Origin of the sequence: Shewanella zhuhaiensis, from assembly GCF_022484835.1 — a bacterium.
In the GTDB taxonomy this organism is placed as follows: Bacteria; Pseudomonadota; Gammaproteobacteria; order Enterobacterales; family Shewanellaceae; genus Shewanella; species Shewanella khirikhana.
The window spans coordinates 75,468-91,471 of record NZ_JAKUDL010000005.1 but is presented as its reverse complement, the minus strand read 5'-3'; the positions used below and the strand labels follow the sequence as shown (position 1 = coordinate 91,471).

Genomic DNA, 16,004 nt, shown 5'->3' with positions numbered 1-16,004 from the left:
TCGGTTTAAGCGCGCCCCTTTATTCGGGGGGCGGGACGGAAATGCGCCAACTCAGGCGTTTGGCGGCATGGTTTATCAGCGATAAGCGTTCCTGATACTGATAAAAAAGATAGCGATAACGACAGGACAATCACCCAATGAAACTGCGTCTCTCCGTTGCCGGCTGCTTGCTGGCCCTGGGCACCTTTGGTCTGCCAGCTTATGGCAGTGAAGGTTACTTCCGCTTCCCCGAACTGCACAACGATACCCTGGTATTCACCGCCGAAGGCGATCTGTGGCTTGGCCGTGTCGGCAGTGAACATACCAGCCGTCTGACTACCCAGGCCGCCGAAGAAACCCAGGCGCGCATTTCCCCCGACGGCAAGCAACTGGCCTTTGTGGCCAATTATGACGGCACCGACGAAGTGTATGTGATGCCCATTAGCGGCGGTGAGCCCAAGCGTGTCAGCTTCGAAAACGCCCGCGTTCGTCTGCAAGGCTGGAGTCAGGACGGCAAGGTGCTGTATTCCACCAATAATGTCTTTGGTCCGGCCAATTACTGGGTGCTGCGTCTTGCGGATCCAGTGTCGCTGACGACCGAAGATCTGCCACTGGCCGATGCCATTGAAGGCGCGCTCGACAGCAGTGGCGACTATGTGTATTTCGTGCGTTTTGGTCTGCAGGCCACCGGTGACAATGCCAAGGTGTATCGCGGCGGTGCCCGTGGTGAGCTGTGGCGCTATAAGCTTGGCAGTAAAACGGAAGCCGAGCGGCTGCTGTCTGGTCATGAAGGTTCGCTGCGCCAGCCAATGTTCTGGGATGGGCGCCTCTATTTCATCAGTGATGCCGATGGTAACGACAACCTCTATTCGGTGACGCCGGATGGTCAGGACCTTAAGCAGCACAGCCAGTACAAAGACTTCCAGATCCGCGCTGCCCGCATTAACGACGGCAAGCTGATTTTCCAGATGGGCGCCGATATCCGTACGCTGGATATTGCCAGTGGCAAAGACAGCGTTCTGCCGCTGCAGCTGACGTCGGATTTCCCCGCCCGCCGCGCGCGTTGGGTAAACAACCCCATGGATTATGTCAGCGACGTGCGTTTTGCACCCTCTGGCGATAAAGCGGTGATTACTGCACGCAGCCAGGTGGCCATTGCCGCCACTGATGGTCGCCGTCTGGTGCAAATCAGTTCGCCTGCAGACAGTCGGGTACGTAACGCCGTGCTCGGCAGCGAAGGCAAGTATGTGTACGGTATCAGCGATGCCTCCGGCGAGCAGGAGCTGTGGCGCTTCCCGGCCGATGGCAGTGAAGGCGCGGTGCAGCTGACCAAGGATGCCAAAACCATGCGCATGAGCCTGGTGGCCTCCCCGGACGGCCGCTATCTGGCCCACGACGACTATGAAGGTAACCTGTACCTTTACGACATCAAAAAAGGCAGTAACAGCCTGATTGTCTCCGGTCATCAGGGCCTGGGTCCATATGGCGACATTATCTGGTCACCGGACAGCCGCTTTATTGCCCTGTCGATGAATGAAATGGGCAAGCAGCGTCAGCAAGTGGTGCTCTACAGCCTGGAAGAGAAGCAGCAGCACAGCCTCACCAGCGACAAGTATGAGTCCTTCTCTCCTGCTTTCAGCCGCGATGGTCAGTGGCTCTACTTCCTGTCGAACCGTGAATTTAACGCCACCCCTGGCTCGCCATGGGGCGATCGCAACATGGGGCCGGTGTTTGACCGCCGCACCGGCGTGTTTGCACTGGCCTTAAGCGCCGATGCCCGTTTCGCCTTCGAGCGTCCGACCGAGCTCAGCACGCCAGCCCCTGAAAAGGCCGAGGGCGAGCTTAAGCTTAAGGTGGACTGGGACGGTATCCAAGGTCGCCTGTGGCAAGTGCCTGTAGGAACAGGGAATTTCAGTAATCTGAGTCTTGCCGATGGCAAGCTTTATGTGCTCGATGGCGATATTGCCGGTCAGCAGTCGTCACTGAAGGTCGCCAAGTTTGATGGTCTTTCGCCCAAGCTTGAGACCTTTGCCGACGATATCGGCAACTATGTGTTGTCGGCTGATGGCAAAAAGCTGCTGCTGTCGAAAAAGAGCAATGGCAAGGAGCTGCTGATTGTGGATGCAGGCGACAAGCTGCCGGGGGATCTGGCCAACGCCAGAGTACGTACCCAGGATTGGCAGATGGAGCTGAGCCCCAAGGCCGAATGGCGCCAGATGTTTGATGATGCCTGGTTGATGCACAGAGACTCTTTCTTCGACAAGAAGATGCGTGGCCTCGATTGGCAAGCTACCCGCAACAAGTATCTGCCACTGCTGGAGCGAGTCACTGACCGCCATGAACTGAACGATCTCTTTATGCAGATGATGGGCGAGCTGGATGCACTGCACTCTCAGGTGCGTGGCGGCGATTTGCCCAAGGATGCCAATACGCCAAATCCGGCCGGGCTGGGTGCCCGCCTGGCGCAAAGCTCCCAGGGCGTGAAGATTGAACATATTCTGAAAACCGATCCTGAGCTGCCCAATATGGCGGCGCCGCTGGCCCGTCCCGGCGTGGATGCCCGCGAAGGCGACCTTATTACCGCCATCAATGGCCGCAAGGTGACCACAGTGGCAGACGTGGCCTCCATGCTGCGCAATCAGGGTGGCAAGCAGGTGCTGTTGTCACTCAAGCGCGGCAGTAAGGCGGTGCAAACCGTGGTGTGGCCTGTGTCTGTGAACGAAGAAGATAAGCTCAGATATCAGGACTGGGTAACCCATAACGCCACCAAGGTGAGCAAGGACAGCGATGGCAAGATTGGCTATCTGCACCTGTACGCCATGGGCGCCGGCGACATTGCTTCCTTTGCCCGCGAATTCTACGCCAACTATGACAAAGAGGGGCTGATTATCGATGTGCGCCGTAACCGCGGCGGCAATATCGACAGCTGGGTGATTGAAAAACTGCTGCGTAAGGCCTGGGCTTTCTGGCAGCCAACCCACGGCGATGCCTCCACCAACATGCAGCAAACCTTCCGTGGTCATCTGGTGGTGCTGACCGACCAGCTGACTTACTCAGACGGTGAAACCTTCTCTGCCGGTATCAAGGCACTGGGGCTGGCGCCTCTTGTTGGCAAGCAAACTGCCGGTGCCGGTGTCTGGCTCTCTGGCCGTAACTCGCTGACCGACCGTGGTATGGCGCGGGTGGCCGAGTATCCTCAGTACGCCATCGATGGTCGCTGGGTGATTGAAGGCCGTGGCGTGAGCCCGGATGTCGAAGTCGACAACCTGCCTTATGCCACCTTCACCGGTTTCGATGCCCAGCTCGAAAAGGGTGTTGAGATGCTTAAAGCCAGAATTACCGCTGAGCCTGTGCCTGCGCTCAACGCCAAGCCTATGCCTGCCAAGGGTGAGGCTGCGGACATCAAGTAAGCGTGAGGCCTGTTTAACTCAGGCAAAGAAAAAGGGCGACCAGGTCGCCCGCAGTTTGAGGGCTGTACCGGCAACGTAGTTCCCAGTCGGTACGGCCCGTTTTTTTATCCTTTCACCAGCCTGGCGCGAAAGACCCTGAACTTGCCTTAGAAGCGAATTTCCACTTCACAGTCGAGGGTGTTGGCAATAAAACAGTTGGCGTGCGCCTTTTCGTGCATTTTCTCCAGCGTTTCGCGGCTGACCTCAACGCCTTCCACAAATTCCACTTCGGGATTGAGCTGCATATAGTTCACTGCCAGCTTGCCGTTGTCGCGTTTACCCAGTTCCGCCAGGGCGTTGTCGTTATAACTTTTCACCGGCAGGCGTTTTAAGTGCGCGATGGCGAGGAAGGTCAGCATATGGCAGGACGACAGCGCCGCCAGCAGGCTTTCTTCCGGGTTTACCATGGCTGAGTTGCCTTTGTATTCGGGCGCTGAGGAAGCCTGAATTTTCTGGCCGCTGCCAAAATGAATGAGGTGATCGCGGTTGAATTCGCCTTCCGGGGCGTCGCTGGCTTGCCAGCTGGTCTGCAAACGGAAACTCACGTGGATGCTCCTTGTTGTGGTAATCGTCTCGTCTGTCCGGGCGAGCCGCCAAACAGCCGTTTATAGGCTTTGGAGAAGGCGGCTTCGTCGCTGTAGCCCGCTTGTTCGGCCACGGCGGCAACCGTGTTACCGGCGAGCAGCGACTTGCGGGCGCGGATCAGACGTAAGCGATTAAGATACGCCAGCGGAGTCAGCCCGGTAAAGTCCTTAAACAGGGTGGCAAAGCGGGTACGGGAGTAAAAGCCGACTGCCGCCAGGCTTTCCAGGCTCCAGGGAGCATCGGGCTCACAGTGCATTTTGTCCAGCACCCGGGCAAGACCTGGCTGGCGGGAGAGGATTGCCAGCTTACTTTGCTCGTCCGCAGGCAACTGGCGCAGCATGCACTGGAAAAACGCCTCGCACAGGCGGGTGAGGATAACTTCGCTTGCATAGGCATCGCGGCTTGCTTCATCAATCAGCGCCGTGAGCAGGCCATCGAGGGCGCCAATGCGCTGGTCACGGCGAATATGGATCAGCACCGGCAGACTCGCCAGCAGCGGATGCAGCTTGTCCTCGCGAAAATCGAAGTGACCGCAAATCAGTGCCGTTGGCTCTGAAGGCGCCTCTGAGGACATCTGTGAGGGCACAGCTGGCCCCTGAGCTTGCCCCAACGGCCAGTGGGTGGGTGGGAGCATCATCTGAGCAGGCGGCTCGGTGGAAAAACTCAACTGATGTGGCGTGTCTTTGGTAAACAGCAGCATGTCGCCTGCTGTCAGCGCCAGTGGCGCCTGATTTGGCCGGTGCAACCATGCCTTGCCCGCGACCAGCAGATGAAAGCTTGCCAGCCCGGTCCCCGACGTATCCGTTTGCCAGCTGTCACACACCCAGCCGCGGAAAAACAAGGTGGCACTGAGCTCAAGGCCGCTGAGCAGCCGCTCAAGCCCGGGCTCGGGGCTATGGTCAATTATCATTCCTTTCCCTTGTGAACTTTCGAACATAAAAGCCGGTTTTTCGCACATGTTGCTGGTGGGCCGCTCGGCCTATTCTGCAATGGCTTTCGAAACTGTTTAAAAACCAAGAGGAACCAACCATGAAAAACCTGTTTAAATCGATTGTAGCCGCTGCCGGATTGCTGATGAGCCTGTCGACATTTGCTGCCACCCCAACCGTTGGCGCCGATGGCGTTACCGATATCTACCTTGAGCAGCACGGCGGCCACTTCAGCGCCCGCGATACTCTGGCTTCGCTCAAGCCAGGTAAGTACCGTTTCGTTATCACCAACAAGGCCGGTAAGCTGGTAGGTTTCCAGCTGCAAAACTTCACCACCCATGAGCCACTGGACATGTTTCCGCTTGAAGTGGGTGAGACCCGCACCAGTGACGTGGTCAACGTGACCGCGGAAGGCGTGCGTTTCCGCTGCCCAATCAATCCCACCCCCTGGTACGACATGGATGTGATCAGCGCTAAATAAGACGCCAATTTTATCCGCTTCCGGCGGGTTTCAGTGACAGGCCTCTCCCTTAGACCGGGGAGAGGCCTTATAGCTTTCGGGACAAAAAACATTGGCCGTTATTATTGGCAAAGCGGTTATCAGGGATGCACAAAAGCGCTGTGAGACTGATTGCTTATAAGGCGGGGCAGAACGTTGAGAGGACTGAGGCCCGGGCGTATAAGTTAACAGATAGGTGGTTAATGATTTGTTGACTCACCTTGGTCACGGACGTCACCGGACAGTCAAGGGACTGGCATGGATTTCCACATCAAGGAGCCTGCCATGGGTACAGTCACGCCGCTGGTTGTCGCCATCTCCCTCGGGTTGTTCACTGCGGGTTTGAGCCCAGTCTCAGCCGCCGAGTCATCAGTACAAGTCGCGTCTGCTTCACCCGGGCGCTATATCGTTACATTCAAACCCGGTCACGGTGCAGCTGCCAGAGCCAGCGTGCAGGCCGCCGGCGGCAAGATGGTGCAGGATTTGTCCCGCCATAATGCCGCTGCTTTTATGTTGCCAGCCAAGGCCCTGGTCGGCCTGATGCAAAACCCCAATATCGAATATGTCGAGCTGGATGCGCCCCGTTATCCAATGGCGCAGACCATGCCCTATGGCATCCCCATGGTGCAGGCCAATCAGGTCAGTGACAGCAATGCCGGTGCCATCACCCTGTGCATTATCGACTCTGGCATCGACCAGAATCATGAAGATTTATCCGGCAATCAGCTTGATGGCACCAGCGACAGTGGTACCGGCAATTGGTTTACCGATGAAAACCACCACGGTACCCACGTGGCAGGCACCATAGCGGCGCTGAACAACAGCCTTGGCGTGCAGGGCGTTAACCCCGGCGGCCATTTGAATCTGCACATCATAAAGGTATTCGATGCATCAGGCTGGGCCTATTCATCGGGTTTGGTGGCGGCACTCGACAGGTGTGATGATGCCGGAGCCACAGTAATCAATATGAGTCTGGGTGGGCCGCTTAAGAGCCGCACCGAAGACAGGGCATTTGCCGATGCCGAGAATCGGGGGATTTTAAGCGTGGCGGCCGCCGGTAACGACGGCAACACGCGTCATTCCTATCCGGCGTCTTACAATGCCGTGGTTTCGGTTGCGGCCATTGACTCGGCCAAAGTCGTCGCCGACTTCTCCCAGCAAACCAGCCAGGTTGAGCTGTCCGGCCCGGGGGTTGGCGTGCTTTCTACTGTGCCCATGGGCAGCGCGCAAACGGCGGCGGTGACTGTGGGCGTAAATGCGTTAGCCGCGGCGGCGATGGAAGGCTCTCCGCTCGCCAGTGTAAGTGGCAATCTGGTCAATTGCGGTTTGGGCGACAGTGTATGTAATGCCAATGGTCAGGTGTGTCTTATCAGCCGCGGCAGCGTCAGCTTTGCCGACAAGGTGCTCAACTGCCAAAGCGGAGGCGGTATCGGCGCTATCATCTATAACAATGTCGCCGGTGACCTCTATGGTACGCTCGGCGGTGTGGCAACGACCATCCCTTCGGTGGGGGTGTCCGATACTTCGGGTGCTGAGCTGCTGACGCAGCTTGGCTTGGTTGCAAGCGTGGATGTAACCGCCGACCACTACGCCTATTTCAGTGGCACTTCCATGGCCACTCCCCATGTGGCGGGGGTGGCCGCCCTGGTGTGGAGTCAGCATCTTAACTGCTCCAATAAAGAAATCCGTGCCGTGCTTAGGGCCACAGCCGAGGATTTGGGCCCTGCCGGGCGGGATGATGCCTACGGCTATGGTTTAGTGCAGGCCAAGGCAGCGTCCGATTACATCAGTGCCAATGGCTGTAGTGTTGGTGGCGGTGGCAGCAGTGGCGGCGGAGGCAGCACCTGTAAGGGCAAGCGCTGCAATTAGGCAGCCCTTGCTTATGAGTCACAACGAGTCGCAGTGAGCTGAAAAGAGCCATAATGAGTCAGAGAGGCCACAGAGAGCGGCGCGCTATTGTCAAGGTGTGTTGCCCAGTTTGCTTTGTATGAGATGCATTGCCTGAAATGTGTCGCTCTAAATGTGCCGTTCGAGATGTGCCGCTTGAGATGTTTGGCATATCAGGGCATCAGCCTGATAAAAAACGCCGCAGTGAATGCGTCGTTTTTTCTGCTTTCATTTTTACTTTGCCCACGTGCTATGGGTTTTCGGTATGAGCAGGCTTACAGTTTATGCTCCGGGATCTGTATGCGATACTTGAGTCCCTGACCTTCACCACTGTTGGTTTCCAGTTGGCCTGCCAGATTGAAATAGACCAGATTGTGGATCCGACAGGCACTGAGACCACAGTGGCTGCCACCGCGCTTGCTGGTGTAGAAGGGCTCAAATAGCCTTGGCAATGAGGTTTCCGACATCCCGGGGCCATTATCCTGAAAGTCCATGATAAGAGAGCCGTTTTGGACTTTGAACTTGACCGCTATCATCAGCCGGGTGTCGTCCTGACGGGCATGATCGAGCGCATTGCGGATAAGCTCTTTCAGCAAATCCACCAGCAACAGCTGCGGCATGGTGAATTCAGCCTCGGCGCCATCTACGGTCAGTTTCACTGAGCCCTGCTCCAACTCGCTGCTGTAAATGCTGGTGGCCATGTTCACCGCATCGTTGAGAATAAAACGATTGGCGCTGAGTTCACGTTGGTCCTGCGCCAGCTCCCTAAAGCGGTCCACCAGCAGCGACACCCGTTGCAGGTTGGCCTCAATCAGGCTTGTGCCTTCTTTGACATGATCGAGGCATTGCATCAGCAGCTCCGCGGTCAGGCTGTTGTCGTGCATGGCCGAACCCAGGGTGGTACCGGCGTCATTGATAAAGGTGGCGGCGGTGATACTGACCCCCAGCGGGGTGTTGATTTCGTGGGCGATACCAGCAGTGAGCTGAAACAGGCTATTAAACAGCTGTTGACGGGCCTTTTGGCTCTTGAGCTGCTGTAGCGACAGTTGATTTTGCACCCGCACCAACACTTCCCTTGGCCGGAATGGTTTGGTGACATAGTCCACGCCGCCGGCCTTGAACGCGGCATCGATGGCGTTCACATCTTCATTGGCGCTGATAAAAAGCACCGGAATATCGGTCAGCAGTGGCGTTGACTTAAGTCGCCGACAGGCTTCCAGCCCGTCCATTTCCGGCATGTTGATATCCATCAAAATCACATCGGGCGGCTTGCTGGCAGCGAGCTGCAGTGCCTGCTTGCCATTGGTGGCCGCCCTGACTCTGTATCCTTCCTGACTCAGGATCCCCCGCAGCATTTCCAGATTTGCGGGCATGTCGTCAACTATCAGTATTTCATGGCTCATGGTCAGTCACTTTCCACGGGACTTTGCAGTTTGGCCAGCTCTTCCTCGGCCAGGGCGAAGTCGTAGTTACCCAGGGCGCTGTTCAATGCCTTGAGGCGCCTTGCTGCACCGGCCGATGTGGCGGCAAGTGCACTTACCTTGTCGATGGCTTCCGTATCTCCCTGGGACACCAACAAGGCGATTTGTGCCATGGCGTTGTCCCAGTTGTCATCCTCTGGTGCATCATCTGCTTCTGGATGCTGCGGCCCAAGGCGACCTTCCACCTGAGCCTTGAGGCTTGCCAGCATGGCGTATAGCTGAGCGGCCTGCTGCGAAGAGGGCAGGGTTTTACTTTTGGCCAGCGCTTCGAGCTGAGCGCCCAGTTGGCTTAACACCATGATGCCGAGGTTGGCGGCGGCCCCCTTGATGCCATGGCAGATATTGGCAATGTTGGCGGTGTCCTGGGCGTCGATTGCCGTTAAAAACTCGGTTTCGGTGGCAAGCTGTTGGTCGATAAAGTTGGCGGTTATCTGCCAGAAGCGCGCCTCATTGCCGCCCATGCGGGCAATGCCATCGGCCGGGTCGAATATCAGTTCCTGGGAGCCTGCACTCGGGGCGGGCTTTTGGGATTTGGGCTCGGTCTCAGTTGAGGCCACGGGCACATAATCGCCACCATCGCCAAGATGTTTAAGCATTTTTTCAAACAGATCATTCACTTCGATGGGCTTGCCGATATGGGCATTCATGCCCGCCTCAATACAGGACTTGATATCCTGCTCCATGGCGTTGGCCGTCATGGCGATAATTGGCAGCCTGGCAAATTTCGGTTGGCTACGGATGGCGCGGGTGGCGGTAAGACCGTCCATCACCGGCATCTGCATATCCATGAGCACCAGCTCAATGGGTTCCCGCTCCAGCAGCTCCAGTGCTTCCTGGCCATGGTTGGCTAACAGCAGTTTCACGCCTTGCTGCTCAAGAATACCGGCGGCCACTTCCTGATTGGTAATGTTGTCTTCCACCAGCAAAATGCGCCGCCCGGCAAGACCGCTGACGGTATTGGTATCGGAGGGCTCCATATCAGCACTGAGGACCCGGCCGCCGAAGGCATCGGCGATGGCGTTGAACAGCAGCGAGGGATTAACGGGTTTTATCAGCAGGCCGTCTAGGTTCTCTGTGTTGTCGTTGCCAATGGCAAAGTCGCGGCCATAGGCGGTAACCAAGATGATTTTAGGCTGTTGCAATACTTTGTTAGCACGGATCCTTTTACTGATTTCCACCCCATCTTCGCCGGGCAGCTGCCAGTCCATAAATACCAGATCGAACGGGTCATCCATAGCGTTGGCCGCATCCAGGGTGGCCAATGCTGATGCGCCGGAGGCCTCCAGTGAGACCCTGAAGCTCATGGCCTCCAGCAGCCCTTTCATGATTTCCCTGGCGGCATCGTTGTCGTCCACCACCAGGGTGCGTTTGCCCTTGAGCGACTCTATGGGCTGGTACAGATCCCGTGCCTTGGCTTCCTGCAGGCCAAACCACACATCAAAACTGAACACCGAGCCCTGACCCGGGGTGCTGTCCACCAGAATATGGCCCCCCATCAGCTCGACCAGATGCTTGGAAATCGTCAGCCCCAGGCCGGTGCCACCGTATTTGCGGGTCACGCTGCCATCGGCCTGGGAGAATGACTGGAACAGGCGGCTTAGTTGTTCCTTGGTCATACCGATGCCGCTGTCACGGATTTCGAAGCGGATGTGGGCTTTCTTCTCTGTGGTTTCCAGCGGGAATACCTTGAGGATGACTTCGCCTTTTTCAGTGAATTTCACCGAGTTGCCGCAGAGGTTTGTCAGCACCTGCCCCAGGCGAAGCGGGTCGCCCACCAAGCCAAGTGGCAGCTCAGGTGACAGGTCAAACAGCAGCTCTATACCTTTTTCTTCCGCGCGGATCCCCAGCAGATTGGAGAGGTTTTCCATCACGTCATCCAACAGGAAGTCGGTGTGTTCCAGCTGCAGCTTGCCAGCCTCGACCTTAGAGAAATCGAGGATGTCGTTGATGATGCCAAGCAGTGACTTGGCGGCCTGATCGATACGGGTAACATAGTGGCGCTGCTTGGGATCCAGTTTGGAATTCAATGCCAGATGCGACATACCGATGATGGCATTCATGGGGGTGCGGATTTCGTGACTCATATTGGCCAGGAACTCGCCCTTGGCGCGGGAGGCGTCGTCGGCGGAATCCTTGGCCTGCTGCAATACCTGTTCAAACTCTTTCTGTTCGCTGATATCCACCAGCAGGCCCACCACGCCTTCGGGCTTATGTTCGGCGTCATAGTAGGTGGCTTCGTACACGCCAAACTGGCGCACATCGCCCTCGGCGTTGTTGAGGGTAAGCTGATAATCCAGATTGCCGGGGCTGGTAAGCAGGGATTCATGTGCGGCACTGAAATCCTCCGCCGCTTCGCTGTAAAGGCCGCTCAGGCTCTGACCGAGAATTTCATCTTCGCTGAGGCCGCAGAAGGTAATGAATGCGGTGTTCACCCCAATCAGTTGCTGATTTTTATCTATGTAATACATGGGGTTGGGGATAGCATTCAGCACTTGCTGGTTAAACTGAAGCTGGGCGCTGACCTTGCGCTCGGCTTCGAGCTGCTTTTGCTGGTTGTAGGACAGTCGCATACCTATGGCGAGGTCGCTGCCTATCACATCCAGCCAATGGATGACCGATTCCTGCAGCGCGCCAATGCAGCCAATTTCCAACAGGCCTATGGGCTGTTTGTTGATTTGCAGTGGCAGAAAATGCAGCTCGGACAGGGCAAGCTCGCCGCCGAGTGTCGGTAAGCGGTAATGACCATCCAGGCCTTTGAGTGATTGCGGCTTTTTGGCTTTAAGCATCCGCATTTGCAGGCTGTCCTCGGCGGCGAGGCGTTCGGCATCGGCCGGATAGCCAAGCCCGGCAATGCGGTACAGACCGTCATCCCCGTGCAGGTACAATCCCACCAGTGGAAAACCATAGCGGGACATCAGGAATTGAATAACCTTGTCGCCAAATTCGGTGAGGGTCTCGCAGCCACGGGTCGCGTCCGAGAGTTCTTTCAGCGCCTGATTGCTGTCCAGCTGGGTGGCCACTTCCGCCAGCAGGCGATTCTGGGCGATGGCGAGGGGCCGTAAAGCACCTTTATCGTCTTCATCCAGAGTGAAGTGATAGTCATGCCGCTCCACGTGCTGGGTCATTTTCTCCTGCATGGCATTCAATGGATGCAGGTACCAGCGCCAGATGGCAGCAAAGGTGCCCAGGGTAAAAAGTGCCAGCAGCGCCAGGGTAAACTGCTGCTCACTGTTAAAAGTCAGCAGTGCCTGCTCGGCGGCATCAACCTTGGTATCGTGGCGCTTGCTCAGCGCATCGTAAAAGTCTGACAGCGGCATCATAATTTTGCGCTTTTCGCCAAAGTAGGCCTCGCTGAACACTATTTTACTGGCGCCGAGCAGATCCGGCTTGCCCTCGGGATGATACTTGCCCGCTACCAAATCGAATGCCAGCCGCTCCATGGAAACCAATTCGTTGGAGGTATTGAGCGCCTGCTTTAGTTGCATCAGCTCGCTGTCGGTAAGCCCGGCTTCAATCATCTCGTCAATCAATGCGGTGTACTGGGGGGCGCCGGATACCAGCGGTGGAATGTCGGCGCCGGGGGCGGCTATCACGTCCCAATAGCTGAATTCATGACCATGCTGGCGAGGCATCTGGCCGTTACGCACTGCCAACACATAATTGAAAAGCTGTTGATACTTGGGATTGCCGGTAACGGCGTAGGCGCGGGCGAATTTGGTCAGGTGATCTGAGCTGCTGCGCACCTCCTGAGCCAGCGACAGGCTGTAGCGCGCTTCGTCGTATGACTGAGTCAGTTCCTCGGTCAGGGTGCGAAAGTCATGGGTGAGTTTGGCCTGAAAAGCCAGCAGCAATACCGTGAGGGTAAACAGCAATATGCTCAGATGGCGGATAAAGCGCATCAGGGTTCTCCAAAGACTCTGTGGCAGCAGGGGCTTTGAAAAGTGTAGGCAATAATTGCCATTTCGACATTTATTCGGTGTTTTCTCAGTCAGTTGGATACTCAGTTTTGCCGTTCGCCCGGCGTGAGCGCCGTCGGTGCATTGCTTGAGCAAAGCGGGTAGGATTGGACAAATACTCACCACTGCAACTACCAGAAAAACAAGGACAGACATGGCGAACTCCAATCAGGGACACTGGCCACGGCAAATCCCGTTCATCATTGCTTCGGAAGCCTGCGAGCGTTTCAGCTTCTACGGCATGCGCAACATCCTCACCCCCTTCCTGATGACGGCCTTGTTGCTGTCGGTGCCCGAGCATCTGCGGGCCGGTGAGGCCAAGGACGTGTTCCACTCCTTCGTGATTGGGGTGTATTTCTTTCCGCTGTTGGGGGGCTGGATTGCCGACCGCTTTTTTGGCAAGTACCACACGATTTTGTGGCTGTCGCTGCTGTACTGTGTGGGGCATGCATTTCTGGCAATTTTTGAAGACAGTAAAACCGGCTTTTATTCGGGGCTGTTTCTGATTGCGCTGGGCTCGGGGGGCATTAAGCCACTGGTGTCGTCGTTTATGGGGGATCAGTTCGATCAGAGCAACAAGTCGCTGGCCCAGAAAGCCTTCGACATGTTTTATTTCACCATCAACTTCGGCTCCTTCTTTGCCTCTTTGACCATGCCTTTGCTACTGAAATACTTTGGCCCGGCGGTGGCGTTCGGCATTCCCGGGGTGCTGATGTTTATTGCCACCCTGTTCTTCTGGGCCGGGAGGCACCGTTATGTGCATATGGCGCCGCAGGAGAAAGACCCCAATGGCTTTTTGCCGGTGGTGAAAACTGCACTGCTCAGCCCCGGGGGGAGCCGCAGCGGCCTGGTGCTGGCGCTGATGGGAACTGTGTTGGCACTGGTGGCCCTCGGGTGTATGCCAACCCTGGGGCTGGTAACCTCCCTGTGTCTGGCTCTGGTGCTGCTGATGGGCTTTGTGGGCGCAGGCGCTTCTATGCAGCTTGAGCGTGCCCGCGCGAGCCACGGCGACGATGCGGTGGAGGGCGTACGCTCGGTGATGCGCATTCTGGTGCTGTTTGCGCTGGTCACGCCATTCTGGTCGCTGTTCGATCAAAAGGCGTCAACCTGGATTTTGCAGGCCAATGAAATGACCAAGCCTGAGTGGTTTGAGCCCGCCATGATGCAGGCGCTGAACCCGTTGCTGGTGATGATCCTCATTCCTTTCAATAACTTTGTTCTATATCCCATGCTCGAGCGGAGGGGCTTTCGACTCACGGCGCTGGGCAAAATGGCCTCGGGTATCGCCTTCTCGGGACTGTCCTGGGTGGTGATTGGCTGTATTCAGTTGATGATGGATGGCGGCAACGCCGTGTCCATTGTCTGGCAGGTGTTGCCCTATGCGCTGCTGACCTTCGGTGAGGTGTTGGTATCGGCGACCGGGCTTGAGTTTGCTTACAGCCAGGCACCCAAGTCGATGAAAGGCACCATCATGAGTTTCTGGACCCTGTCGGTTACCGTGGGCAACCTCTGGGTGCTGCTGGCCAATGCCAGCGTGAAGGGGCAGGGGATGACCGACTGGATTGCCACCACAGGGCTGTCGGTTACGGCGTTCCAGATGTTCTTTTTTGCCGGGTTCGCGCTGGTGGCCGCGGCTATTTTTGCGTTATATGCCAAAAACTACCGCATGCAGGACCATTACCGGGCGGTCGAGGTTTAGATTTATGGCTTAAAGCTCCAAAGCCTGCTGTTTTGGTAATTCGAAATGCTGATTTTGGCTGAATCGTCAGAATTGTGTATGACGTTGGCGTGGCGGATTTGTGATATTGGCATCAGTGCTGCTTGCGGTTTCGGGGCAGACTGAACAGGCCGCGTCAGGTGCGCTTGGCGCTATCACTCATTTGGAATACGAGTAAGGGGACAGTGATGTCAGGTTGGTATGAATTATCAAACAGTTCGGATGGTCAGTTCCGGTTTGTACTCAAGGCAGGCAATGCCGAAACCATTTTGACCAGCGAGCTTTATAAAGCCAGAAGTGGCGCTGAAAACGGTATTGCTTCAGTGCAAACCAACAGCAGCCTGGACGAGCGCTATGAGCGCAAAGAAGCCTCTAACGGTAAGCCTTATTTCAATCTCAAGGCCGCCAACCATCAGGTGATTGGCACCAGCCAGATGTACGCATCTGAGGCATCCCGCGACAAGGGTATTGAGTCAGTGAAGGCCAATGGCGCCACCACGACCATTAAAGATTTGACCTAAATCGCACGGGCGACAACGCAGCCATAAAAAAACGCAGCCACAGGGCTGCGTTTTTTATCGGGCATTGATTTATTCGATGATGTTGGCGTTGTGATAGACGTTCTGTACGTCGTCACAGTCTTCCAGTGCCGCGATAAACTTATCGAACACGGCCACATCTTCACCGCTGATGTCAGTTTGGTTCTGAGGTACGAAGGTAATTTCTTCGACTTCGAAATTCACCTCTGGCATGGCTTCGAGCAGGGCGGTCTTGGCCTTGAAGAACTCGGTGTGCGGCGCGTATACGCTCACCATGCCCTCTTCCACTTCCACGTCGCTCACGTCCACGTCGGCGGCCATCAGGATTTCCAGTACTTCTTCGTCATTGTCACCGGCAAACACAAACACGGCCTGATGATCGAACATGTGAGCCACGGTACCTGGACCACCCAGCTTGGCATCGTTTTTCACGAAGGCCTGACGCACTTCGGTAAAGGTGCGCTTACCGTTGTCGGTCAGACAGTCCACAATCACCATGCAGTTACCTGGGCCGAAGCCTTCGTAACGGGCGGTATCATAGTCTTCACCGCCGCCGCCTCTGGCTTTGTCGATGGCACGCTCAATCACGTGAGCCGGTACCTGATCTTTCTTGGCGCGGTCAATCAGACGACGCAGTGACAGGTTGCCGTCAGGGTCAACGCCACCATTCTTGGCGCAGACATAGATTTCTTTTCCGTAGCGGGAATAGATCCGAGTCTTCTGAGTGGCGGTTTTCGCCATGGATTCTTTGCGGTTTTGATATGCTCTGCCCATCTTGTCTTCTCGTTAACGCACAAAAAAATTTTCCGGATTCTAGCAGCTTTATGGCCGGATGTGCACCCGTCGCCATGTGAGGCCGCAAACAAGTATGAACATCACGGTTTAACAATTTGTTGTTCTGGTCGGTGTGGCAACTATTGCGCTTGGTAAATTTTTATAGTCATATGTTAAATCTAATGGCTGGTAAATGCCGTTATCTGGGC

General features: G+C 56.2%; 10 protein-coding genes. 5 read left to right on the top strand and 5 right to left on the bottom strand.

Annotation, left to right across the window (positions count from 1 at the left end; all coding sequences use genetic code 11):
* The first annotated feature begins 137 nt into the window (after positions 1–137).
* Positions 138–3,389, top strand: coding sequence for a S41 family peptidase (locus MJ923_RS14335; RefSeq protein ID WP_240591686.1), 3,252 nt, complete (start codon positions 138–140; stop codon positions 3,387–3,389).
* Between the two features lie 146 nt (positions 3,390–3,535).
* Here the strand turns inward: MJ923_RS14335 and MJ923_RS14330 are convergent, their stop codons facing one another.
* Positions 3,536–3,973: an OsmC family protein gene (locus tag MJ923_RS14330; protein WP_126167576.1), complete on the bottom strand. Its 438-nt coding sequence runs from the start codon at positions 3,971–3,973 to the stop codon at positions 3,536–3,538.
* Entirely contained in the window at positions 3,970–4,923 is a 954-nt protein-coding gene (locus MJ923_RS14325) for an AraC family transcriptional regulator (protein ID WP_240591685.1), read from the bottom strand. The genes MJ923_RS14330 and MJ923_RS14325 overlap by 4 nt, the downstream gene beginning before the upstream one ends.
* A gap of 119 nt (positions 4,924–5,042) precedes the next feature.
* Here MJ923_RS14325 and MJ923_RS14320 point away from each other — a divergent pair, with 119 nt between their 5' ends.
* A complete protein-coding gene (locus tag MJ923_RS14320) occupies positions 5,043–5,423 on the top strand; it encodes a hypothetical protein (RefSeq protein ID WP_240591684.1) in 381 nt (126 codons plus the stop codon).
* Between the two features lie 276 nt (positions 5,424–5,699).
* Positions 5,700–7,310 carry a S8 family serine peptidase gene (locus MJ923_RS14315; RefSeq protein WP_240591683.1) on the top strand — a complete coding sequence of 537 codons (1,611 nt, stop codon included), beginning with the start codon at positions 5,700–5,702 and terminating at the stop codon, positions 7,308–7,310.
* 293 nt (positions 7,311–7,603) lie between these two features.
* Here MJ923_RS14315 and MJ923_RS14310 read toward each other — a convergent pair whose 3' ends face one another.
* Both MJ923_RS14310 and MJ923_RS14305 read right to left on the bottom strand, forming a co-directional pair.
* Positions 7,604–8,731 carry a hybrid sensor histidine kinase/response regulator gene (locus MJ923_RS14310; RefSeq protein WP_240591682.1) on the bottom strand — a complete coding sequence of 376 codons (1,128 nt, stop codon included), beginning with the start codon at positions 8,729–8,731 and terminating at the stop codon, positions 7,604–7,606.
* A gap of 2 nt (positions 8,732–8,733) precedes the next feature.
* Positions 8,734–12,708 carry a response regulator gene (locus tag MJ923_RS14305; RefSeq protein WP_240591681.1) on the bottom strand — a complete coding sequence of 1,325 codons (3,975 nt, stop codon included), beginning with the start codon at positions 12,706–12,708 and terminating at the stop codon, positions 8,734–8,736.
* Positions 12,709–12,919: 211 nt separating this feature from the next.
* Between MJ923_RS14305 and MJ923_RS14300 the strand changes: the two genes are divergently transcribed.
* Complete coding sequence (locus tag MJ923_RS14300) at positions 12,920–14,464, top strand: POT family MFS transporter (RefSeq protein ID WP_240591680.1); 1,545 nt, start codon at positions 12,920–12,922, stop codon at positions 14,462–14,464.
* 206 nt (positions 14,465–14,670) lie between these two features.
* On the top strand, positions 14,671–15,003 hold the full coding sequence (locus tag MJ923_RS14295) for a YegP family protein (RefSeq protein WP_126167569.1): 333 nt from the start codon (positions 14,671–14,673) through the stop codon (positions 15,001–15,003).
* Between the two features lie 69 nt (positions 15,004–15,072).
* On the opposite strand, the gene MJ923_RS14290 is transcribed toward MJ923_RS14295, so the two are convergent.
* Positions 15,073–15,795 carry a YebC/PmpR family DNA-binding transcriptional regulator gene (locus tag MJ923_RS14290; protein ID WP_126167568.1) on the bottom strand — a complete coding sequence of 241 codons (723 nt, stop codon included), beginning with the start codon at positions 15,793–15,795 and terminating at the stop codon, positions 15,073–15,075.
* Positions 15,796–16,004: the final 209 nt, after the last annotated feature.